The sequence below is a fragment of the Nostoc sp. DedVER02 genome (assembly GCF_034530675.2).
Lineage (GTDB): Bacteria > Cyanobacteriota > Cyanobacteriia > Cyanobacteriales > Nostocaceae > Nostoc.
In genome coordinates, this window is the sequence record NZ_JAVRCP020000001.1 from 458096 (window position 1) to 482341 (window position 24246).

General features: G+C 42.1%; 18 protein-coding genes and 1 tRNA gene. 16 read left to right on the forward strand and 3 right to left on the reverse strand.

The window, feature by feature from the left end; translation table 11 throughout:
* Window positions 1–201 precede the first annotated feature (201 nt).
* Window positions 202–495: a YggT family protein gene (locus RMZ41_RS01985; RefSeq protein WP_322645097.1), complete on the forward strand. Its 294-nt coding sequence runs from the start codon at window positions 202–204 to the stop codon at window positions 493–495.
* Between the two features lie 139 nt (window positions 496–634).
* Here RMZ41_RS01985 and accC read toward each other — a convergent pair whose 3' ends face one another.
* Window positions 635–1978 (reverse strand): acetyl-CoA carboxylase biotin carboxylase subunit, encoded by a 1344-nt coding sequence (gene accC / locus RMZ41_RS01990; protein WP_322645096.1) that lies wholly within the window; start codon window positions 1976–1978, stop codon window positions 635–637.
* 118 nt (window positions 1979–2096) lie between these two features.
* Window positions 2097–2252 carry a hypothetical protein gene (locus RMZ41_RS01995; RefSeq protein ID WP_322645095.1) on the reverse strand — a complete coding sequence of 52 codons (156 nt, stop codon included), beginning with the start codon at window positions 2250–2252 and terminating at the stop codon, window positions 2097–2099.
* A 169-nt stretch (window positions 2253–2421) separates the two neighbouring features.
* On the opposite strand from RMZ41_RS01995, the gene RMZ41_RS02000 reads away from it, so the two are divergent.
* The 10 genes from RMZ41_RS02000 (at window position 2422) to tilS (ending at window position 10797) form a co-directional block, all read left to right on the forward strand.
* Window positions 2422–2502, forward strand: a tRNA-Leu gene (locus RMZ41_RS02000).
* Between the two features lie 256 nt (window positions 2503–2758).
* On the forward strand, window positions 2759–3382 hold the full coding sequence (locus tag RMZ41_RS02005; RefSeq protein ID WP_322645094.1) for a chorismate lyase: 624 nt from the start codon (window positions 2759–2761) through the stop codon (window positions 3380–3382).
* A gap of 116 nt (window positions 3383–3498) precedes the next feature.
* Window positions 3499–4074 (forward strand): Uma2 family endonuclease, encoded by a 576-nt coding sequence (locus RMZ41_RS02010; RefSeq protein WP_322645093.1) that lies wholly within the window; start codon window positions 3499–3501, stop codon window positions 4072–4074.
* Window positions 4075–4106: 32 nt separating this feature from the next.
* Complete coding sequence (locus RMZ41_RS02015; RefSeq protein ID WP_322645092.1) at window positions 4107–4670, forward strand: Uma2 family endonuclease; 564 nt, start codon at window positions 4107–4109, stop codon at window positions 4668–4670.
* A 454-nt stretch (window positions 4671–5124) separates the two neighbouring features.
* On the forward strand, window positions 5125–6894 hold the full coding sequence (locus tag RMZ41_RS02020) for a DUF3352 domain-containing protein (protein ID WP_322645091.1): 1770 nt from the start codon (window positions 5125–5127) through the stop codon (window positions 6892–6894).
* Window positions 6895–7058: 164 nt separating this feature from the next.
* Window positions 7059–8120: a c-type cytochrome biogenesis protein CcsB gene (gene ccsB / locus RMZ41_RS02025; RefSeq protein WP_322645090.1), complete on the forward strand. Its 1062-nt coding sequence runs from the start codon at window positions 7059–7061 to the stop codon at window positions 8118–8120.
* Window positions 8121–8256: 136 nt separating this feature from the next.
* On the forward strand, window positions 8257–8565 hold the full coding sequence (locus RMZ41_RS02030; protein ID WP_322645089.1) for a KGK domain-containing protein: 309 nt from the start codon (window positions 8257–8259) through the stop codon (window positions 8563–8565).
* 70 nt (window positions 8566–8635) lie between these two features.
* The gene (locus tag RMZ41_RS02035; RefSeq protein WP_322645088.1) at window positions 8636–9256 is read left to right on the forward strand and encodes a Uma2 family endonuclease; all 621 of its coding nucleotides are present in this window, start codon (window positions 8636–8638) and stop codon (window positions 9254–9256) included.
* Between the two features lie 60 nt (window positions 9257–9316).
* Entirely contained in the window at window positions 9317–9670 is a 354-nt protein-coding gene (locus RMZ41_RS02040) for a KGK domain-containing protein (RefSeq protein WP_322734412.1), read from the forward strand.
* A 131-nt stretch (window positions 9671–9801) separates the two neighbouring features.
* Complete coding sequence (gene tilS, locus RMZ41_RS02045; RefSeq protein WP_322645086.1) at window positions 9802–10797, forward strand: tRNA lysidine(34) synthetase TilS; 996 nt, start codon at window positions 9802–9804, stop codon at window positions 10795–10797.
* Between the two features lie 119 nt (window positions 10798–10916).
* Here tilS and hmpF read toward each other — a convergent pair whose 3' ends face one another.
* The gene (gene hmpF / locus RMZ41_RS02050; protein WP_322645085.1) at window positions 10917–12677 is read right to left on the reverse strand and encodes a pilus motility taxis protein HmpF; all 1761 of its coding nucleotides are present in this window, start codon (window positions 12675–12677) and stop codon (window positions 10917–10919) included.
* Between the two features lie 408 nt (window positions 12678–13085).
* On the opposite strand from hmpF, the gene RMZ41_RS02055 reads away from it, so the two are divergent.
* From RMZ41_RS02055 to RMZ41_RS02075, 5 genes are all read left to right on the forward strand, one after another.
* Window positions 13086–14261, forward strand: a complete 1176-nt coding sequence (locus RMZ41_RS02055) for a response regulator (protein WP_322645084.1) — start codon at window positions 13086–13088, stop codon at window positions 14259–14261.
* A 279-nt stretch (window positions 14262–14540) separates the two neighbouring features.
* Window positions 14541–14906, forward strand: coding sequence for a response regulator transcription factor (locus RMZ41_RS02060; RefSeq protein ID WP_012412195.1), 366 nt, complete (start codon window positions 14541–14543; stop codon window positions 14904–14906).
* Window positions 14907–14919: 13 nt separating this feature from the next.
* The gene (locus tag RMZ41_RS02065; protein WP_190932920.1) at window positions 14920–15450 is read left to right on the forward strand and encodes a chemotaxis protein CheW; all 531 of its coding nucleotides are present in this window, start codon (window positions 14920–14922) and stop codon (window positions 15448–15450) included.
* Between the two features lie 14 nt (window positions 15451–15464).
* On the forward strand, window positions 15465–18389 hold the full coding sequence (locus RMZ41_RS02070) for a methyl-accepting chemotaxis protein (protein ID WP_322734411.1): 2925 nt from the start codon (window positions 15465–15467) through the stop codon (window positions 18387–18389).
* Window positions 18390–18595: 206 nt separating this feature from the next.
* Window positions 18596–24139, forward strand: coding sequence for a response regulator (locus RMZ41_RS02075; protein ID WP_322734410.1), 5544 nt, complete (start codon window positions 18596–18598; stop codon window positions 24137–24139).
* Window positions 24140–24246: the final 107 nt, after the last annotated feature.

The following is a 24246-nucleotide window of genomic DNA, read 5'->3' on the forward strand; positions in this document are numbered from 1 at the left end:
AGAAGCCTCTAACTTTGAACTGCCAAACTTCGTAATTGCTGTGAGCGAGTTTACTTTTCGATTGAAGATGGAAGTGGCAGCATTTGGTTAAAATGATGATGAGAGTGCTTTACAAAGCTTCAAATTTTGTAACGTTCGCAAAGCGCGGCTTGCCGTTCGCCTAAGTTTTCTTTCTTTACAGATAGATAGTACCTTAAACCGATGACTGGTGTTGATCTGACTGCTTGGATTCTTGGCCCTGTATTAGGGGTGATGACATTTTTATTTATATTTCGGATCATTCTCACTTGGTATCCGCAAGTGAATTTGAATCGTTTTCCCTTCAATTTAATAGCTTGGCCTACCGAACCATTTTTAGTCCCATTACGAAAACTGGTACAACCTATAGGCGGAGTGGATATTACACCTATTATTTGGGTTGGTATCTTTAGCCTGCTGCGAGAAATATTACTAGGTCAACAAGGATTGTTGACTATGGCATCTCGTGTGAATTAGGGAATTGGAAATTGGGAATGGGGTATTGGGAATTGGGAATTGGGCATTGGGAAGAATAACATTACCTCTTTCTCCCCTGCTCCCTGCTCCCAGCCCCCAGTCCCCAGTCCCCAGTCCCCAGCCCCCAGTCCCCAGTCCCCTACCCGTTCATCTCCTGGACAAAATTTGTATAGACATTACCCTGCAAAAACTGTGGAGTTTCCATAATTTTTTGATGGAATCCGATAGTAGTAGGTAGTCCAGTGATGGCACATTCCCGGAGTGCGCGTTTCATACGGTTAATAGCAGTGGCTCGATCTGGGGCCCAAACAATTAACTTGCCAATTAAGGAATCGTAATAAGGTGGGATTTGGTAATCTGTGTAAACGTGAGAATCAATCCGAACACCAGGGCCTCCAGGGGGAAGATAGCCACTAATCCTTCCCGGAGAAGGGCGAAAGTCATGATCTGGATCTTCAGCGTTGATGCGGCATTCAATCGAATGACCCCGCAAAACTACTTGGTCTTGGGTAAGCTTGAGTCTTTCCCCTTGAGCAATCCGAATTTGTTCGGCAACTAGGTCTATTCCCGTAATCATCTCTGTTACAGGATGTTCCACTTGAATCCGGGTGTTCATTTCCATAAAGTAGAATTTACCGGATCTATCCAAAAGAAACTCGATAGTGCCCGCCCCACTGTAACTAATGAATTGGGCAGCTTTGACAGCAGCTTGTCCCATTTTCTCACGCAGGTCTTGGTCAATAGCCGGACTGGGAGCTTCTTCTAGTAGTTTTTGGTTCCGGCGCTGAATTGAGCAATCGCGTTCGCCCAAGTGGATGACATTACCGTAGTTATCCGCCAAAATTTGAAATTCGATGTGGCGGGGACGTTCAATAAATTTTTCGATGTAAACGCCAGAATTCCCAAAAGCTGCTCCCGCTTCCCCTTGGGCTGCTAAGAAAAGTTTGACAAATTCATCTTCAGAACGAACTAAGCGCATACCCCGCCCACCACCGCCTGCTGTGGCTTTGATCATCACTGGATAGCCGATATCTTTGGCGAATTTTAATCCATCGTCCTCAGATTCTACTAACCCTTCAGTACCGGGCACTGTCGGGACTCCAGCTTTTTGCATGGTTTCTTTGGCAGTGGATTTATCGCCCATCAGCTTGATAGATTCTGGAGTTGGGCCGATAAAAGCAATATGATGGTCGGCACAAATTTCTGCAAACCGGGCATTTTCTGCCAAAAAACCATAGCCTGGATGAATGGCAGTGGCATTGCGCGTCAGGGCAGCAGCAATAATATTGGGAATATTCAAATAACTTTTACTGCTAGCAGGTTCGCCAATGCAAACCGCTTCATCAGCAAGTTGGACGTGGAGAGCATTCCGGTCAACGGTGGAGTGAACCGCGACTGTGGCAATTCCCATTTCTTCACAGGCGCGGAGAATGCGAAGGGCGATTTCTCCCCGATTGGCAATTAATATTTTGTCAAACTTCATTTTTTAGTTTCGATATCATTACCAGTAGATTGACATTTTCCCCGATCCAACTTGAAACGACGCTTCCGCATTATTTAAAATTATCACAGGAGATTCGCCACCCTGACTCTAAGCAAATTCAAGATTGCAGGCTTACTGCCTCTACAGGTTTTACTACACTAACAACATTACTGCTGTAAGTCTTGGCTAGCTTACCAAACTGGGTTTTTGCGATCGCGATCGCCACTGGTTCATGGCGGGTATGCGATGCCTGCGGCGGGCTGCGCCTACGCACCACATCTCCCACAGTCGCTCTACCCTTTTTAATATCACTTGTGCAGATGCTAAATTTCTGTCAGTCTGATACAGCCTTGAGGAAATTTATTTTTTTGAGAAATATAACTTTAGATATTACCTTACTATAATTAGTTTCTTATGCTATAGTCTATCTTTAGACAACCCGTGCGGATGTGGCGGAATTGGTATACGCGCACGCTTGAGGTGCGTGTGGCTTTGCCTTGCGAGTTCGAGTCTCGCCATCCGCATATTTTGTTGATTACTCAAGGGTCAATAGTCAATGGTCAAAAGACCTGAGACTGTTGACCCTTAAATCTTGAGGGTCATTAGTCATTGGTCATTGGTCAAAGGACAAAGCACAAAATCTATTGTGAGATTAAACCCTTTGTGGCTTGCACAGGCATCAGACATTTGTAACAGAGGACAAATGACAAATGACAAATGACAAATGACTCTATAGTTTTTTATGCTTTTATAGAGATATGTAAAGTTTTGTAAAAAGCCTTGAGTATTACTTTTACGCCAACAAACAACTTAACACAGCCAGCAGCTTGGCATCGCCTCACTCCGATTTGGCAAGGAGGGGAGGAAGTAATTCAAAAAAGTTTACCTCATACTCAGCTAGCACCGGCTTGGCAGCTAATGATTTTGGGTGACGGCTCTCCAACACGTCATCTAGAATTGCTTACAGGTGAGCCTGTAGAAGTAGATGTCATTGATATGTCATTGATTGGCATGGACTTGGATGCTGCACCTGATTTAATTCAAGTTGTCCCAGGGCCGCGACTACGGCGACAAGTATGGCTGCGGACTGCTTCTGGTCAACGATTAGCTTATGCTACCTCCTGGTGGGAAGCTAGTCATGTAGATGAGTATTTGCAAAATCGTTCATTACCAATTTGGGCGAGTTTAGCTCGTCTCCGCACAGAATTGTATCGGGATGTTCGAGGGATATATTATGGTGACTCATCGGCGCTAGAGTCTGGCTTTGGAGTAACTGGGCCTTTTTGGGGTCGCCATTATTTGTTTTGGCATCATGGACAGCCACTAACCCTAATTTATGAAGTTTTTTCGCCTTATTTAACTAAATATTTGGGAGCTATGCAATTAAAGTCTCAAAATCAGTAAAAGCCTGCGATCGCAACTGAGCAAAACCAAGTAGCTGAAATCGTACAATTAAATTATCAAAGGAAGGTTGAATATTGTAGCGATCGCATCTGCTAGTAAATTTCCCAAGCTCAACTATGATTCAACTTAAAACCCAACTCAGCCTGGAAGAATTTCTTGCACTTCCCGAAGAAGATATCACCTACGAACTCATTGATGGAGAAGCTGTTCCTAAATTCAAAAATGATGAAATGGCACCAAAATTTTTTCATAGTTCGATCGCAGGTGCATTATTTCTACTATTGTCTGCATGGGCACAAGGAAAGGGGCGGGTTGTAATTGAATGGGCAATTAAGCTAACACGAAATCAACAAGACTGGGTTCCTGTGCCAGATTTGACATATATTTCTTATAACCGTCTTGCTGCTGATTGGTTGCAAGATGAGGCTTGTCCTGTTGTACCTGAATTAGTCATTGAAATTATCTCTCCTGGTCAAACTTTCGGAGAAATGACCGAAAAAGCCATTGATTATTTAAAAGCTAAAGTTCAACGAGTTTGGATTATTGATCCTAGAGCAAAAACTGTTACTATTTTTTATTCTGATATTCTTCCTCAAACTAAACGCGGTACTGATAGTTTAGAAGATTCATTATTTGAAGGGTTACAAATTACACCTCAACAAATCTTCCAACAAGCAAGAATTTCCTACTGAATTTTAGCAATAAAGGCACGAGGAAAGATTTAATGAATACTGTTGTTTTAAATCTAGAACCAATTGCTCATTTAACCGATGAGCAATTTTATCAATTATGTATTGCCAATGGTGATTTAAGCCTAGAAATGAATGCAGCCGGAGAATTAATAATTATGCCACCAGTAGGGGGAGAAAGCGGAAATCAAGAGGCTGGACTGATTACTGATTTAGAAATTTGGAATCGTCAAGCTAAATTAGGAAAAGTTTTTAGTTCTTCAACTATCTTTATACTTCCCAACGGTGCAAAACGTTCTCCTGATGCTGCTTGGGTAAAATTGGAGCGCTGGGAAGCTTTAACACCAGAACAACGAAAAAAATTCCCGCCACTTGTACCCGACTTTTTGATTGAATTGCGTTCAGAGACAGATCGGCTGGCATCAATTCAAGAAAAAATGCAGGAATATATTAAAAATGGTCTGCGTTTAGGTTGGCTGATTAATCCTCAAGATCGTCAAGTTGAAATTTATCGACTTTTGCAAGCTGTAGAAGTTGTGCAAATTCCAGCAATTATTTCTGGAGAAGATATATTACCTGGGTTTGAGTTGCAAGTATAAGTAGGCAATAAAGCTTTGCTACAACATTGAAACAAAAAATACTGTAATTTTAATGTGGTGCGTAGGCGCAGCCCGCCGCAGGCATCGCGTACCCACCCTTTCTAGTGGCGATCGCTACTGAGCAAAACAAGTAGCTGAGATTGACTTGCAGCTTTGTGTAGTTAGTTATATTCTCGAATTGCTTGGAATCACAGATTTACTTGCCGGAATTTTCCGACTGAGACATTAATCTTAGGGAAACGTCCTACGAAATTCAACAAAGCGTGTTAAAAATGGTAACTGAGTCAAAAACACAGTTTTTGAAAGACTAAGGCAAGTTGATTACTAAAGTATCATCAGCATCTAGGTTAGAAAAATTTAATGTAATTAGCTGCCCTAAAAAATGGTTAAACCAGTTGGTGTACTTGACTAATCAAGCAAGTAATAAGTTTGCAAGTATAAGGTATAGGTTTCGATGGCACCGCGTCTTGTGTCTGTTCCGATGAAGAAAAAAAAGAAACCGTCTCTGGTGCTGATGCTCTCGGCTGCTGGGCTATTGATTGGTGCGGGGAGTATAGCATACTGGTTATTAAGCCAGAGACAAATCTCTTCCAGTGATTTGCTTGTAGGTGCAAATATTATTCCTGGTGATGCCTTGTTTGCGGTTTCTCTGACAACAGATCCCCAGCAGTGGCAGAAATTGCGGCAGTTTGGGACAAAAGAAACCCAAGCAGAATTGGACAAAAATTTAGTAGAATTGCGTGATCGCTTTCTCACTAATAATGGTTATGACTTCCAGAAAGATATCGCACCTTGGGTAGGCAATGACGTTACGATCGCAATTCTTGCCCCAGCAACAGCAAATAAAGCTGTACCCAAACCAGTTACCACCAATGAAGATGCTGGCAGCGATCAGCAGTCGATGGTGATGGTATTGCCAGTGAGAAATCCAGAAATCGCCAAAAACATTTTGGCACAACCTAAAACCCTTAAACAAGGCAAATGGATTGACCGTATTTATCAAGGGATCGCCATTAAACAAAGTGAGGGGCAAGCAGGGGAGAACTTCTCAGCAGCATTACTAGATAGGCATTTTTTAGTCATAACTGATAGTCCTAAAGCTACAGAACGAGCGATCGATGCTTACAAAAATCAAACATCCCTAGCCACAATAGGGGGTTTTGCCGATAATTTTCCGAAAATTGCCAATAACCAACGCTTTGGCCAGTTTTATGTCAATGTGCCAACAGCAGCCAAAATAGCCGCAGCTTCTCCAAACCGCCCTTTACCTGCTCAAGTTTTGGCACAACTGCAAAATAACCAAGGTTTAGCAGGGACAATGACTTTAGAGGCAGAAGGAATCCGCTTTAAGGGCGTTTCTTGGCTAAACCCTAATAGTCAACGGGTGCTAGCGGTAGAAAATAAAGCTGGGAAAATGCAAAGTCGCGTACCCGCAGAAACATTAATGATGCTTTCGGGAGGAAACTTACAAAGGTTGTGGGGAGATTACGTTTTAACATCTCAAGGAAATCCTCTTTCACCGATCGCGCCAGAACAACTCAGAGGTGGGATAAAATCTCTTACCACCCTTGATTTAGATAAGGATTTGCTCAGTTGGATGAAAGGTGAGTTTTCCTTGTCAGTGATTCCTAGTACTCCAAAAGAAGGTTCACCAGACAATTTTCGTTCAGGTTTAGTATTTATGGTGCAGGCCAGCGATGCCTACAACGGGCAAAGCCTCCGCAATTCAGCTGAGACAGCCATAAAACAACTGGATGATGTAATGAGAAATCAATACCAGTTCCAAGTTCAACCTGCGACAGTTGCAGGACAACCCGTTGTTAACTGGATTTCACCTTATGGTACTTTAACCGCCACCCACGGCTGGTTAGATGGAGATGTAGCCTTTTTAGTAGTGGGCGCTCCCATCACTGATAAAATTGTTCCCAAACCGAATAACACACTAGCTAGCACGATCCCCTTCCAACAAACAGTTCCTACAGAACCAAATCCAACAAATGGTCAATTTTTCCTGGATGTGGAAAGAACTGTGAAAAATTTCCCTTTACCAACTCTAATTCCCAATCAACAAACTTTGCTAGCTGCAACGCGCTCAATTGGAATGACATCTGCCGTCAGCGACAGTCGTAGTAACCTCTACGACATTTTTATAGCACTCAAAAAAGTCAGTAACACGACTCCCTTGCCTAGCCCACAAAGCAATAATAGTAACTCTTCTAGATGAGAGGGCAGGGGGGCAGGGAGCAGGGAGCAGGGGGGAAATAATTAATTCCCAGTCCCCAATCCCCAGTCCCCAATTCCCAATCCCCCTATCCCATAACCTTGTAAACATATAGGATCAGAACAGTCAGAATCTATATTTGAAATCATCCACGGAGAGAAGACATTATGAATCTGGTTGTACTCCAGAACTGGCTGGACAATGGCTCCTTTGCCATATTATTCCTAACAATGCTCGTGTATTGGGGAGGAGCGGCTTTTCCGAATCTGCCTTATCTAGCCGCTTTGGGGACAGCTGGGATGGCGATCGCTAATTTGTGTATGGCAACTCTACTAGGAGCAAGATGGATAGAAGCTGGTTACTTTCCCTTAAGTAATCTCTATGAATCTTTATTTTTCTTAACTTGGGGAATTACCACCGTCCATCTAATTGCTGAAAGTAGTAGCCGTAGCCGCTTAGTAGGAGTTGTTACATCTCCAGTAGCAATGTTGATCGCTGCTTTTGCGACGCTGACATTACCATCCCAAATGCAAGCATCAGAACCTCTAGTACCTGCATTGAAATCAAATTGGTTGATGATGCATGTCAGCGTCATGATGTTGAGTTATTCTGCTTTAATGGTGGGTGCGTTATTAGCGATCGCTTTTCTGATTGTCACTCGCGGTCAAAACATCCAGCTACAAGGTAGTTCTGTAGGCAATGGTGGCTATCGCAGCAACGGCTACCGCTTGCACAAAGCAGCCGAACTAATTTCTCAACCAGCAGCCCCTTCTGCCGAAAATAACGGTTTTGCTCGTTTTGAAACTAGTAGCAACGGCAACGGTAACGGTAACACTGCTGTTTTGAATTTAGTAACTACCCCTGAGTCTCAAGCCGTAGCATCTGCCGAACCCCTTTCACCCCAGCGCCTTAGCCTTGCCGAAACCCTCGATAACATCAGCTATCGCATCATCGGACTTGGATTTCCCCTACTAACAATTGGCATTATTGCTGGTGGCGTTTGGGCTAACGAAGCTTGGGGTTCTTACTGGAGTTGGGACCCTAAAGAAACTTGGGCATTAATCACCTGGTTAGTATTCGCCGCCTACCTGCACGCCCGAATCACTCGCGGTTGGCAAGGCCGTCGTCCCGCCATTTTAGCTGCCACTGGCTTTGTTGTTGTTTGGATTTGCTATCTCGGTGTGAATCTTTTGGGTAAAGGTTTGCATTCTTACGGCTGGTTCTTTTAATAACCTCACCCCTAACCCTCTCCAGCAACGGAGAGGGAGAAAGGAGCAGATTTAAATTTACTATTATCTCTTGGGAATTATTTCGGATGAACTGTTATATCACTGGAAAATATAAATTTAGTGATAGGACATTTTTATGAAAGATGGATTTGAAAGACTTAATCACGATGAAGTTGTGTCTATAGCACCAGACACATTCAATAAATTAGATATTGCTAAAACTTTTAAAGTCCGTGATTTGATTACCGCAATTAAGGAATATATTGGAGCCGAGGAGACGGATGAAGTAAATTTGTATACCCAAGGATTAAATTGTGAAGTTTTGCAATTTAGTACTCAAGGATGGAAAAAAGGAAAAGTTAGACTTGCTTTAGAATTTTGTCCTGATGAATCGGAATCACCACTTGATGAGATTTTTGAAAAGCTTAAACAAATAGAAAAATAAAATTATTTGTAATTGATAATTTAATTATCAATTACAAATAGTTATAAGCATTGTTGAGCAGGTGAACAATATGGTTCAAACTCCAGTTAAGAAATTAAGTTTTGAAGAGTTTTTAGAGCAATACCCTGATGGTTCTGGCATTTATGAACTGTTAAATGGAGAAATTATACAAGTGGAGGCAACTAGAGCGCATAAGAATGTGGCAAGGTTTTTAATGCTTGCCTTCAATGATGAAATTAGACGCTTAGAACTTGACTATATTGCTGACAAAGATGTAATTGTCAAAACGTTTACTGATGTTGGGGAAGAACGAGGTAGAAATCCAGATGTGAGCGTAGTTAGTGCATCACAATGGAATAGCAATGTTCTAGCTTACGGGGCACTGATTGAGCCAATTCAACTTGCTGTAGAAGTTACTTCAACAAACTGGGATGATGATTACGTTGACAAATTAGATGAGTATCAGAGGCTAGGTATCCCTGAGTTTTGGATTGTGGATTATCTAGCAATTGCTAGTCGGGCTTATCTCGGTAATCCCAAACTTCCCACGGTTTTTGTTTATCAATTGGTTAAAGGTAAATATCAAATCCAAAAGTTTACGGGTAGTGACCGCATTATCTCTACTACTTTTCCTGAACTAGAACTAACGGTTAAAGAAGTTATAGCTGCAAGTCAAATTCAAAAACTATGAATAGTTGCAATTAATTTGTCTCTCTTGGGAACTATAGACTTAGTTGCAGGAGCAAAATTTATGAAGGATGAATGGGAGCATCTAAATCCTGAAAAAGATGTTGTGCATTTTCATCAAGAACCGTTTGAAAATCTACCTCGCACTCAAATAATCTTTCAGCTTTTAAAAGAAATAAAAAGATTTTGGGTAAAACACTGTACATCATCAGGTTCAAGAATATTTGATGAAGGATTTGAATGTTATGTTTTAATACCTGGAAAACAATGGCGGACAGGCAAAATTAGAGTCCGCTTAGAATTTTGCCCTGATGAAGTTGAAATTGAAGAAAAACAGGAAAATAATCGCTTAGATATCAATCAAGAAAGCTCTCCCTTGGACGATCTTCGCCAGCAACTTAACCAAGGTGAAAATTAATACCCAAATCATAACTGTTGCTCCACATGATACGAAAGACAATTATTGTAAATAAAAGGGTTTAAATCCTCGTCTGAAATTGTTTTTAATTTTTAATTGTTAACTCTGTCCGTCGGCGGTAAAAAACCAAAATGGTATGGACTCATCTACATGCAAAAATACATCGCACCATCCGATCGCGCCACTTATTTGAGCGCAACCAGCGTCTATTAATTGCTGTCTCCGGCGGACAAGATTCTCTGTGTTTAATAAAATTACTTTTAGATTTACAATCCAAATGGGGATGGAATTTAGGTATTGCTCACTGCGATCATCGCTGGCGTTCTGACTCCGAAGCTAATGCTCATCACGTCGAAAACTTAGCTAAAACTTGGGATACATCTTTTTATTTAGAAACAGCGAAGGAATCTATAAATAGTGAAGCTGCTGCACGCGATTGGCGCTATCAAGCTTTAAGTGCGATCGCTCAGACAAATAATTATCAATATATAGTTACAGGACACACCGCTAGCGATCGCGCCGAAACTCTCCTCTACAATTTAATCCGCGGTACTGGTGCTGATGGTTTGCAAGCCCTGACTTGGCAACGTTCCCTAACTACAGGCATTATGCTAGTGCGTCCACTTTTAGAAATTACTCGGTCACAAACAGAGCAATTTTGTCAAGAATTTAAATTACCAATTTGGGAAGATTCCACCAATCAAGATTTGCAATATGCCCGAAACCGCATTCGCCAAGAATTAATACCATATTTGCGGGAAAATTTTAATCCTCAAGTCGAATCAGCCTTAGCCCAAACAGCCGAACTTCTTCAAGCAGAAGTGGAATATTTAGAAAAAGCTGCCCAGGAGTTGCGGGAAAGAGCAATGGGCATTGGGGATCAAGAAGATTTCTTTACTCCTCTTGTACCCTTGAGGTTAAATCGTAAGGTATTGCAGAAAGCACCATTGGCACTGCAACGTCGGGTGATGCGTCAGGTATTGCAGCAAATACTGACTGATGCACCCAGTTTTGAACACATCGAAAAATTAACGGCTTTAATTATAGCGCCAAATCGATCGCAAACCGATCCATTTTCTGGGGGTGCGATCGCTCAAGTAGAAGGCGACTGGATTTATTTGAAATAGTTAGGAGTTAAAAGTTATGAGTTAGGAATTAAAATTTATGAGTTTTTAGTTTGCGATGTTGAGATTTGAGTTATCAAGTTTCTTAAATTTATAACTCACCACTTCTAACTCCTAACTTGTTAAGACGCTAATAATTCTGGCTGAGGCATTAAACTCTGGATAGTTTGTCGCAACTGGGCGATCGCTTGGACTTGAGAATCGCCAGTTTCCTGGAATTGATCCAAAGATTCTCCAATTCCTTGCAGCTTTTGCCGTAAGCCATCGAGAGAATCCTGAATTGGTTGGAGTGCTTCTTGATAAAGATTCACTCGACCACAAGATTCAGCAGTTGTTCTTCGTATAGATAGCAAGTTTTCTTCAATTGCTTTCAGTTCTTGGCGTTTTTCATCCAAATCGTGGGTTTGATTGTCAATCATTCCCTGATTTAGCTCAATACCAGAACGGATTTGATCGATTTCACGCTCTAGCTTTTGGATTTCCTGCGAATATTGTTGTCGCTGGGTTTCAATTTGTAACAGAACTGGCTCTAAATTAACTTTATTACCCTCTTCTTCCTCAACAACAGTATGTCCTTGTCGCCGTAGCAGTACAGCTTGGTGTTGCTTGAGAAACTTCTGATGCTGTAACATATTGCGGCGTTGTCCCACCAAACTGGAGTTTAGCATCTGATAAAGGTCTTTTTCATCTGTTAATTCCAGTTCCAAATTGATATGATCCTGGTCAGATGCTTGGCTTAATTTATTTTGCAGTTCTTCTATAGCTTCTTGTTTATATTTCAGTTCTTGCTCTTGATCGTGAACAAAGGTAGCATCTATTTCCAGCTTATGCTGCAAGTCATTGACTATCTTTTGTAGTTCTTCTAAAGGCATTTTATCCAAAGCTTCCACATTAGCTTGCTGACCGAGAACTACATCACCAGACGTTGCAGCTAAAGAGTGAATTTGTTGATATAACTCTTCCGCATTTCGTAACTGCTCTTTAATTATCCGAGCATACTCTTGCTTGCTAGTCAGGTCAGCTGTATTTATCTGTAATTGTGCTGTTTGCTGGACTAGAGAATTTTGTGCTTCTTGCAATGCATTTTGGCGATCGCTAAATGTTTGTGACAACCGCTCGGCTTCTTCTTGTTGTTGTGCGATCGCAGTTTTTTGTTCTTCCAATTTTTCCCAGTGTGGGGTAAGAGTCGCTTGCTGCTTTTCGACCAATTCAAAAGCCTTATGCAGGTGTTCTCTGACTGTTTCTGTGGGAGCAACACGACTAGATAAGCGATCGAGTAACTCACTCATTACCCGGCTTTGCTCCTCATCCAAAACCGTTCCCTGTTTAAAATCCGCTTGATGTTCCTCTAGACGGCGCTGCTCACCCCGCAAATGTTCCCAAGCGCCTTCCAATTCTAGGCGGTTGCGTTCAACTTCTGTTTGTAGCCGTTCGATTTCCTGGCGGGATGTGTCAACTTCTTGTTTTTGCTGCTCCAGTTGTTGCAACTCCTCTTCCATATTTTGCAACTGTTCTGAGCGGACTTCCATATCCATTTCACGGCGATTTAACTCTTGCGCCTGAAATGTTAACGACTGTTTCCACTGATCGATTTCATCTTCCTTGAGCTTAAATTTCTCCAATTGGCGGGAAAAATTCTGCAAAATGTTGACTAGTGGCCGCCCTGCTTCTTGAATTCGCTGCACTTGACGATTCGGATTCAGTTCAACCAATACCAAAGCGCCATCATTTAATTTGCTTGCGTCCTCAGCAGCAATTACTTCTTCTGACACAGTATTCCAATTCTGGTCAGTTCGTTGACAGGCTAGCAATTTCAGTTCAGTTTTGCCACTGCCACTAAGTAAACCACCTTTCTGTTTTTGTACTTCTGCTAAATACAGCACACCGTTAGTCCTTTATTGATGCACTCAAAATTAGTGTTTTGGGATATACCTTAAATAATTCTGTTAACTTGTCTCACTAAACCAAAGTTTAGGAGAACAAGACAGACAAAACTATAGACGCGATATGTTGCGTCTTGATACTTATAAAAGCGAGCTAGTCACGCCTTTATATTTTGTACTGATGACAGTGATGATGACTTCCGTGTTAACACTAGCTTTGTCAAAGTGTGTGACGAAAGATTAAGCTTTATAGTTGAATCTATTCCCTAATGGCAACAAGGAACAGGGTAAAAATCTTGCCAATACTCCATAATCAATACTGAAATAACCTGCACGGTAAATGGAAAAATTGCAGGGCACAACTCAAAAATAATATTAACGCCATTACGAGGAGTACTTTTTAGGTAAATGCAGGGAAATTTAAATGAAATTGATATTTGCAGTATCCTGCAATTGATTGAGTTAGGACAGCGAACTGGGCAACTTTGGGTGAGAGCTACTGGCTATCACCATAACAACAAGCTGAGTGGAGAGGGAACAAATATTAATCACCCCAAACACCAGTCTTGGTTCGTCTTTTTCCTCAATGGTCAAATTATTTATTGCCAGGAAGGTGAGAGTAGTTTATCCAGAATTAACGATTATTTACGTCATTATCGAGTCGAGATGCGACTCACAGACAAACAAATTGCCTCTCTACCCCCAACTGATGCGCCAGAGTATGCCTATATTTGGGCACTTTTGGAGCGGAATATTATTAACCCCAAAATAGCTGGTAGTATCATTCACGGCTTAGTGCATGAAACTCTCTTTGATTTGCTGAGTTTACATCAAGGTAATTTTATTTTCCATCAGGGTGCGCCCCTCGCCCCACAATTAAACACTTTCGAGATTGCTCCATTTGTGACAAAAATTACAAAGCAGGTGCAAGAGTGGAAGGAACTCTATCCACACATTCAGTCTCCTGAACAATTACCAGTGCTATCTGACAAAATTCAGCTACAATCCTCGCTACCAGAAGCAACGGTCGAGAAATTACAACATTGGGCTGATGGTAAAACATCCTTGCGTCAACTGGCTCGCTATCTCAACCGAGATATTTTAACTGTTGCTAAGGCAATATATCCTTATGTACAACAGAGTTGGCTACAACTAGTATATTCAGTCACAACTAAAACAGATACTCAAACTGACAACTATGAATTGAAGGCAAAACACAAGAGGCGGATAGTATGTATTGACGATGCGATCGCCATCGGTGAGACTATAAATTCGATCTTACAACCACAAGGCTATGAAGCGATCGTTCTTACTAATCCCTTAGAGGCACTGAGTCTGGTTTTTCAACTCAAACCTGATTTAATTTTGTGCGACATCGCCATGTTGGAATTGGAGGGGTACGAGGTTTGCGCCATGCTGCGACATTCCACAGCATTTCGGCTCACACCAATTATCATGCTTACTGGTAAAGATGGATTTATCGATCGAGTCAAAGCTAGTATGGTCGGGGCAACAGATTATTTAACAAAACCATTTACAGACATTGAATTACTCATGCTTGTAGAGAAATATCTCAACAATTAATGAAAATTGGGAATGGGGAATTGGGAATTGGGCATTGGTTATTTCGTGCCGACTCAGCACGGGCTAAACGCCCCGCTACCGCTAACAGCACTCATAAGATTTGTTGATCTACTAAAAGATCGGTTAAAAGATGTTATCACAGAGTCAGCCAACTTCGTGAAACGTCAATCTCCAGGAAAATAGCGAGAACATACAATTAATTTATACAGTTAATACTTGCGGAGGAATCGGGGAATGTTCCAAATAGGAACGTCTACATCAGGAGGTAAATAGACATTTATGAGTACAGTTCTGATTGTGGAAGACAGTATCGCGCAAAGGGAGATGATTACAGACCTCCTGAAAGCCACTGGCTTAACAGTAACCCATGCCAGTGATGGATTAGAAGCATTGGAGGCAATTCAAGTAGCACCTCCCGATTTAGTGGTGTTGGATATTGTCATGCCCCGGATGAACGGCTACGAAGTTTGTCGGCGGTTAAAATCCGATCCCAAAACCCAAAATGTCCCTGTGGTGATGTGTTCTTCCAAAGGCGAAGAATTCGATCGCTACTGGGGCATGAAACAAGGTGCAGATGCCTACATAGCTAAACCGTTTCAACCAACCGAGTTGGTAGGAACAGTCAAACAACTGCTGCGAGGATAAGGATAAAAGCAATATGGTCAGCAAACCGGACTTTTTAAGTGGTAGCGGTCAAGACCACTTCCGACCCGAATTACAAGTAGAAAGTCCTGAAGGTGAGTTACATTTGAGGTTTTACATTCCCTCGCATCAGGAGTTTGCACTACAAGCAACTGGCATTCGGGAGGTAATTGAACTAAGTCCTGATAGAATCACCCCGATTCCTAATGCTTCTCCTTTACTTTTGGGTACTCTAAATTTACGAGGTCGAGTTATTTGGGTGGCTGATTTGGGTCAATTTCTGGGAGAAGCAAGTGCATTAAACACGGATAGAGCGGAAATTTCGGTGATTGCCATCGAAGAGCAAGACACAATAGTGGGTTTAGCAGTAGAGGAAATCGGTGGTATGGACTGGTTGGATGTCCAGAATCTCATGCCACCAACTAGCGTTCCAGATACTATGGTTCCCTTTTTACGTGGAGAGTGGTTACTAAGTGCTAAAAAGAATCAGTGTCTAAGACTGCTCGATCAAATGGCAATTGTACGAAGTGCTAGGTGGGCAGGATGAAATTGGAGGAGGAAATGGCAGCAAGTATTGATAATTACGAGCCAACATATCAACAGGCGATGACCGCCTATGTTCAAAGGAATTATGAGGTTGCCGCCACTTTAGTCGATCAAGTGGTGCAAAATCTACCAAATGACCCGAACACCCATTTGTTAAGGGGTCACATCTACTATGTTTTGCAGCAGTATGATGTCGCAAAAGAAGAATATCAACAGGTATTAGGCTTGACTAACGATCAAGAAATTATTGGTTTTGCCAATAGTGGAATTGAGAATATCAATCAATATTTACAGTCATTCGGTGGACAGATTGATACATCAGGAAGTCAAGAGCAAATAAATTCCTCAGAAATGCCCGATCTACTGGCATATAGCGAACCAGAATTAGAAGATTTGGGCGTTAGTGAAGATTTTGACAGTAATAATCTTGATTTGAACTTTTTTGGAGAGCATCAAGAAACTGTGGATGGGGTTAAAGAACTATCTTCAAATAGTCCATTTGACATTCCCACAGAAGATAGTATTGGAACGGGAAAAATATCAGATTCTTCTATAGCTTTTGGTGACGATCCTTTTGCTTTGGATGAAGAATCAGAAGAACAAGATTTAAATAGCAGCAACTATGAGGAAAAAACAGAATTAGAATTGCCTGCTTTTTGGCAGGAAGATATGTCAGAAGAGAGCCATGAAGAATCAGTAGTAAATAGTCAGTTTTCAGATAATGAGATAAATTCCGATCTAGGAAATTCAGCTATTGACAATAATAACTCTTCGTCTTCTAATTCACAAACTAGTAGTAGCGATAATTTCCCTGATTTGTTGAGTAAGCCAAAGCCTCCAGAGATGACGGGGAATTTAGAATATAAAAAATCTAATTTTGGAGACGAGACTTTACTTATTGTTGTTGAAGAAGAATCTAGAAATAGTTCGACAACTACAAATAACAACAGTAAATACGATTTACCTGAAACCGAAGCGCATGATTGGTTGAAGTCACAAGATTTGGAAACAGAGCAAGAATTTCAGCCAGAATTATCTGATTATTCATCTTTTAAGAGCGATAAACCTCTGGAAGAAAAGCAGATAAAATCAAGTGAAATTATCAGCAAAAATAGCTTTGATGATGAAAATTTTGATATGGCAGCATTTGAGTCTGCTTTTGGCTCAGATGGTATAAGTTCTTATGAAGAATCAAGCACTATATTGAATGGAGAAAATTCTAAAAGCAATATTGATTTTTTAGATGATTTTGAAGAATTTGATGATTTAGGAAACATTCCAGGATTTGACCTGATCGAAGAAGATTCCAACTTCGGTGATGCCGCAATGTATTCTGCTCCACCAGAAACTAGTGGCAGTGGACGCTCTCCAAGCACGGATACTTCTGGAAGCAATGCAGCCGATCGCGAAGAAGAACTATTCTCGATGACTGGTTCCCATGAAGGAGTTCCAGTTTTTAGTCAAACAGATGTCTCGAAACTAGAACCCAACGTTAGCGTCGAGCAAGGCTGGTTAGCACCATTAGAGAATGCCTCCATAGAACGGAAACAATGGTTAATCGCTGGAAGTGTGGGCATTGTCTCGGCGCTGGTTGTGGCTACAGTTAGCTTCGTTGCCACCACATTTTCGCCAGCCCAACAACGTGAATCAGTACGAAATACGGGTTGGGCAATGTCTCTAGCTGCCGGAATTGCAGGTTTTACAACCGCAGGCTTCATGGGGAATTTTGCACTCAAACAGATTCGGCGCACAACCAACGATTTGCAAGCTCAGTTTGAAGCTGTACGCCAAGGAAATTTGAATGCTCAAGCCACCGTGTTTTCCGAAGATGAATTGGGGCATTTAGCCGCTGGCTTTAATGAAATGGCGCGGGTAATTTTCACAACGACAAGTGAAGCCCAACGGAAAGCCGATGAACAAGAGGAAGCTAAGGAAAACCTGCAACGGCAGGTGATTCGCCTTTTGGACGATGTGGAAGGGGCTGCTAGAGGCGATTTAACAGTCCAAGCTGAAGTGACAGCCGACGTATTAGGAGCCGTAGCCGACGCTTTTAACCTGACAATTCAAAACCTGCGGGATATTGTACAACAGGTAAAAGTAGCAGCGAAGGATGTAACAAAAGGTGCAACCAACTCTGAAACCTTTGCTAGAGCCTTATCTAGTGATGCTTTACGCCAAGCAGAAGAGTTAGCAGTCACACTGAATTCTGTACAGGTGATGACCGACTCGATTCAACGGGTAGCAGAAGCGGCGCGGGAAGCTGAAACCGTTGCTCGTGATGCTAGTACGATCGCTCTCAAAGGTGGTGAAGCAGTAGAAAATACCGTGGCAGGTATTTTAGAAATTCGAGAAACCGTTGCCGAAACCACTCGCAAAGTGAAGCGCCTGGCGGAATCTTCTCAAGAAATTTCGAAAATTGTGGCGTTGATTTCGCAGATTGCTTCCAGAACCAACTTATTAGCACTCAATGCTAGTATTGAGGCGGCAAGAGCGGGAGAAGCTGGACGGGGGTTTGCGATCGTAGCAGACGAAGTGCGCCAGTTAGCAGATAAATCTGCTAAATCCCTCAAGGAAATTGAACAAATTGTGATGCAAATCCAAAGCGAAACAGGCTCTGTAATGACCGCGATGGAAGAAGGCACACAACAAGTAATTAAAGGGACAAAATTGGCAGAAGAAGCCAAGCGATCGCTTGAAAACATTATTCAAGTGGCGAATCGTATTGATATTCTTGTGCGCTCTATTACCAGCGACACTGTGGAACAAACTGAAACCTCCCGCGCCGTCGCTCACGTAATGCAATCAGTAGAACTCACTGCACAAGAAACTTCCCAGGAAGCACAGCGAGTTTCAGGTGCCCTACAACACTTAGTAGGTGTATCCCGTGACTTGATCGCTTCCGTTGAACGTTTCCGAGTGGAAACTATGGAAACTAGATAAAAGAGTTAGGAGTTAGGAGTGAGGAGTTAGAAATAAAAATTACAACTCACAACTTGGAATAAGTTAGGAGTTAAGAGTAGAGACGCGATTAATCGCGTCTGTACAGAAGTTAGAAATAAAAATTACAACTCATAATTCATAACTCATAACTCATAACTCATAGCTCATAACTCATAACTCACAACTCACAACTCATAACTTTTGCTATGCTGCCGGAACAACAACAGCGGATTTTGGGTTACTTTATCGAAGAAGCCAGGGATCACCTGAATACCATTGAGCAGGGGTTACTGAATTTAGAAGGTACCCTGAACGACCCGGAAATGATCAGTGAAGTCTTCCGGGCGGCTCACTCCATCAAAGGAGGAGCGGCGATGCTTGGATTGACTAGCATCCAGCATACTTCCCACCGTCTGGAAGATTGTTTCAAAGTTCTGAAAGATAATCCGGTTCAGATAGACCAAAAGTTAGAGTCTTTATTTCTTGGTGTATCTGATACCTTGAAATCACTGTTAGAGCATTTGAGCGGGCCCTATGGCCTTTCTGAAGATGCAGCTAATACTTTGATGTCAGAGACAGAGCCAGTCTTTACATGGCTATATGAACATCTGGAACTGCTTGTAGAACAAGGGAAAACTGGAGTATCCAGCAGTCCTGACGCAACAGAACTACATACAACCTCTGTAGAGAATGTCTCTACACTTACAGAACTTTTCCTGCGGCGAGATATTCCTAGTTTGGCAGAAGACACCCATCAGGGATCTCCAGAAATATCTGTCTCAGTAGCATCTGGGCAGGTGCGAGACGCTCGCGGACTCGCTAACGCTGCGCTATCGCCAGTTACCACTAAAGAACATAATAATTGGGGCGAGTTTCAAGCCCAAGTGCTGCAAACACTACGAGAAATGTTGCAACTGTTTAAGCAAACCACAACACCTTCAACTCGGCAAAACCTTCAACAATGCTGTTACCAGCTAGTCAAACTTGGTGAGACTTGGAATTTGTCCAAGTGGTGTGGTTTGTGTCAAGCAGCAGCCAGTGCGATCGGCAATCCTGAAAATAGTTATTTGACTTTAGCTAAAATTGTCATTACCGAAATCAAGCAAGCTCAAGAACTAGTCCTGCAAGGTAGAGAAGCTGAAATTACAATTAGTCAGCAACTAGAAGCACTTTTGAGCTTGGCAGAAATTGAATTGTTAGAAGTTACTCCTGATTTGTTTGATGAATCTGCGGTTTTGACAGAATCATCAACTGCGTCAGAGTCAATTTTATCTGGTAACACCGAGCAATTGGACTTAGCGCAGACAACTCAAGCAGTTAATCTAGACGAAGATAGTAGCGATCGCGCAGCATTAGCGAGTGGCTACACCAACGTCTTTGATGAACGCTCATATCTTCAACAAGGGACACCACTCAACGCTGCAACTCACACTAGTTTTGCTTTCACCACACATGACGAAGCACATCCAATCAGCAACAATCTTGACCCCAATGGCCCAGAGGTAGGAATAGCTGAGTTAAATACCCTTGCCGATTTATTTGCAGGTGAGACTCCCGAACTAGATGAAAGCTGGCATCAAGAAGAAACCTTAGATATTGTTGACAGCGATGATTTTGGAATTGATTTCAGCAGCACTGATGCTGAAGATGCTCATAGCGATTTGTCCGATTTACTCTCCTTCGATGAAGCCGCAACTACAGCCACGACAGAAGATTTATCCCTGTTGTTTGGCGACAATTTCTTAGAAAAAGAGACTTTAGAATCGCAAAGTCAACAAATATCTGCTACGACTTTAGAGTTGAGTGATGATATTAACATACTTGATATAAATTTAGATTCTTCATCTACAGATTTACAAGAATTTATTGATATTTCTAGTGAGACAAACCAATCTACCAGTGTTAACAAAAATGATGTAGTTGAAGATTTATTGACGCTGGCACCAGATGATAATACAAAAATATTGCCTACAGGGGAAGTAACTCAACCAGAAACTGAGACATTCGCCAGTGTCGAACTCTCGACAAACCAAACAAACAGTTTTGATAACTTATTCTCAGAAGCTAGAAATGCAAATTGGGTAGAAGAAATTACCCCTAATGACTATATAGAATTACCCCAGGAAACAGGCTTGTTTTCGGATAATCTGTTTACTGAAATGGAAGAAGAGATAATACTGCCTACAAGCGAACCAGAAATTGGTGATTTATTTGATATATCTACGGTAACACCTGAATTTTCTCAATCAGAAAACGATCTGACTAGCTTCTGGAATCAGGAAAGTATAGAGGAACAGGACGAATTCAATTCCTTAATTGAGCAGAATGTAGAAAGGGCGTTAGAAGAGAGTTTGTTTGCTACGACTGATGATATTTTTGCCGACAGTCAGCAACCTACACCTCCTCCTATAGCCAGTTTTGGCTTGGAAGAATCGGATATCAATTTCCAGCACGAAGAACAGCTAGATTTGATATTCTCATCAGATTCTGGAGATGATTTATTTGATGAGTTAGCACCGAGTGACTCAACTATTTTCCCGGTAAGCAGCGATACCCCCACGCTGGAAACATCTTTGTTCGCGCAGCATCCAAGGGAAGAAATTCTCAGGCCGCAACAACCAGAAGCTTTAGATTTTGCTCCAGAATTTACTCATCAGCCCCCAGAAATATCTGCTGTCGATCTGGAAATTGATTCATTTGGCTCTTTCGATGGAAATCCACAACTGTTGTTTGAAGATGTAGTTACCGATTCCACCTATATTCAGATGGAAACCACAGAGAATGTGGATAAACTATCTCTGACAGAAACTTTAGATTCTGACCAAGCACAGCCAGATAATTCATTTGGCTCTTTCGATGGAAATCCACAACTGTTGTTTGAAGATGTAGTTACCGATTCCACCTATATTCAGATGGAAACCACAGAGAATGTGGATGAACTATCTCTGACAGAAACTTTAGATTCTGAGCAAGCACAGCCAGATAATTTGTTCGGCTCTTTTGATGAAAATCCACAACTGTTGTTTGAAGATGTAGTTACCGATTCCACCTATATTCAGATGGAAACCACAGAGAATACTGTGGATGAACTATCTACAGAAACTTCTTTAGATATTAGTTTTGGTGAAACTTCAGATTCAACCCAGATAAACTTAGAAGTTTTAGTAACTGATGAAAACAATAACTTAGAAGTTGCTTTTGAATTACCAGAAAACACAGATTTGGAAGATACAGAACTGAGTTTTGTAAATGATATATCGTTTACAGAAACTGCTCTGTTAGAAGCAACAAACCAGATACAAGAAAATGCGGCAACATTTGATTCGCCAGATGTCAATGACTTTACACAAACGGTTATTCAGGAAGATGTAGAAACCGCTTTATATGATTTAGGAGAGACATCTGAATCTACAACAGTGTCGGAAGAAGAAAATGTTATTGTTACCTCAACGGAAGAATTAGTAACTACAGAAACCGTTGAAGTATTTGCTCCAGATGATGATTTTGCAGACTTGGAAGCATTACTGGGAGAGGAAGTAGCACTTAACCCCAAAGCTACCTCAATACCAGAAGTAGATTTTGCAGCGTTGGAAGAATTGCTCGGTACAGATAACGACAGCAATGCTTACGACGGGCTACGCCAACCCCTCAACACTCAACCAGTCTTGGCGAAAAATGCCGTTCCATCGCCAGCTATAGATGAATTTGGTGACTTGGAGAAGTTGCTGGCAGAAGCGGATCAAACAATATCTCATTCGCCAGTAGCAAAATCGAACACCAGCAAAGCTCCCCGTCCCTCTACTCGTCGGGCTGCAAGATTTGAAGAAACGATGAAAGTTCCAGTTAAGCAACTGGACGATATGAGTAATTTAGTCGGGGAGTTGGTAGTAAATCGTAATACCTTAGAGCAAGATCACGAACGGCTGCGGCAGTCATTAGATAACTTGCTGATTCAGGTACAACAACTCTCGGATGTGGGCGCAAGGATGCAAGAGTTGTACGAGCGATCGCTTTTAGAAGCCTCTCTATTAGCTGGACGCAAAAAGAAAGACTCCGACTTACAATCGTCTGATTCCAACGCTGATCGGGGTTTTAGCGAGTTAGAAATGGATCGTTTTACTCCCTTCCATACACTCTCTCAGCAGATGATTGAGCGCATTGTACGAGTGCGTGAGTCAGCTAGTGACATTGATTTTGTCACCGAAGAAACCGAGCGAGTCGCAAGGCAATTCCGCCAAGTAACCACCCAGCTACAAGAGGGGCTAACAAGAGCGCGAATGGTTCCTTTTGCCCAAACTATCGATCGCTGGCGGCGAGGAGTGCGCGACAACGCTATCAAGTGTGGTAAACAAGTGGAGTTGGTAATTGAAGGTGGCGATACTTTAATTGACAAGATGATTTTGGATCATCTAACCGATCCATTAACTCACATGCTGAATAATGCGATCGCTCACGGTATTGAAACGCCTGAAGAAAGACAAGCTGTTGGTAAGCCACCCGTGGGAATCATTACTATCCGTGCCTTCCACCAAGGCAACCAAACGATCATTTCTGTAGGCGATGATGGCGCAGGCATAGATTCCGCCAAGGTTAAGGCTAAGGCAGTGAAGATTGGCATGATTACAGAAGCCCAAGCAAAAGCCATGTCTCGCCTGGAAGTCTACGATCTGCTATTCCAGTCTGGTTTTACGATCAAAGACCAAGCAGATGAAATTTCTGGTCGTGGTGTGGGTATGGATGTAGTGCGTTCCGAGATTAGCGAAATTCGGGGGACAGTGAACACCGATTCTGCGATCGGCAAGGGAACCACCTTCACTATTCGTTTACCACTAACTCTAAGTATTTGTAAAGCTCTCTGCTGCGTCTCCGATCGCTCTAGAATTGCTTTCCCGATGGATGGTGTAGAAGATACGCTGGATATCCCAGTGAAAAATATTCAGCATGATGCCAATGGGCAATCATTTATTTCTTGGCGCGATACAGTGCTGCCATTCCGACCTCTCAAGGAGCTTTTAACCTTCAATCGCCAAATTAGTCGCGGTAATGTCTATGGCGGTACGCGAGATGATGACATGGTTTCTGTGGTGGTGGTGCGATCGGCAAATACCTTGATTGCTCTACAGATTGACCTGGTGTTAAGCGAACAAGAAATTGTAATTAAGCAATTTGAAGGCCCAGCACCTAAACCGATTGGTGTAGCTGGTGCTACAGTCTTGGGTGATGGTCGGATTATGCCTATTGCTGACGTGCTGGAAATCATTGACATCTTCCAGGGACGGATTTCTACACAAATGGGTGGCAATTCTTGGCAACAGAAAGGGGTTCCTGAAGACACCTCTCCTGCGAAGATTGACCCGACAGTGTTAATCGTGGATGACTCCATTACAGTCCGAGAATTACTATCTCTCACATTTAACAAAGCAGGTTATCGTGTAGAACAGGCGCGTGATGGTCAAGAAGCTTGGGATAAACTCCGCTCTGGTCTACCTTGCGATATCGTATTTTGCGACATCGAAATGCCCCGTTGCGATGGTCTGGAATTACTCTCTCGGATTCAGAAAGACTCTAACCTCAACCACCTACCGATCGCGATGCTCACCTCGCGGGGTGCAGATAAACACAGACAAATTGCCGCTCAACTCGGTGCTAGTGGCTACTTTACCAAGCCCTATCTCGAAGAAGCTCTCCTCGAAGCTGCGACGCGGATGTTAAAAGGAGAAAAACTTGTTAGCACTACGAGTAATGTTTAGTTAAATCATAAAACACCTTGTCAGATTTACTGACAAGGTGTTCTCTTTATAAGATTTGAAAAGGTAACTCGTAAAATCTCTTATTTCTTCTCAGCTTTCTCTGTGTA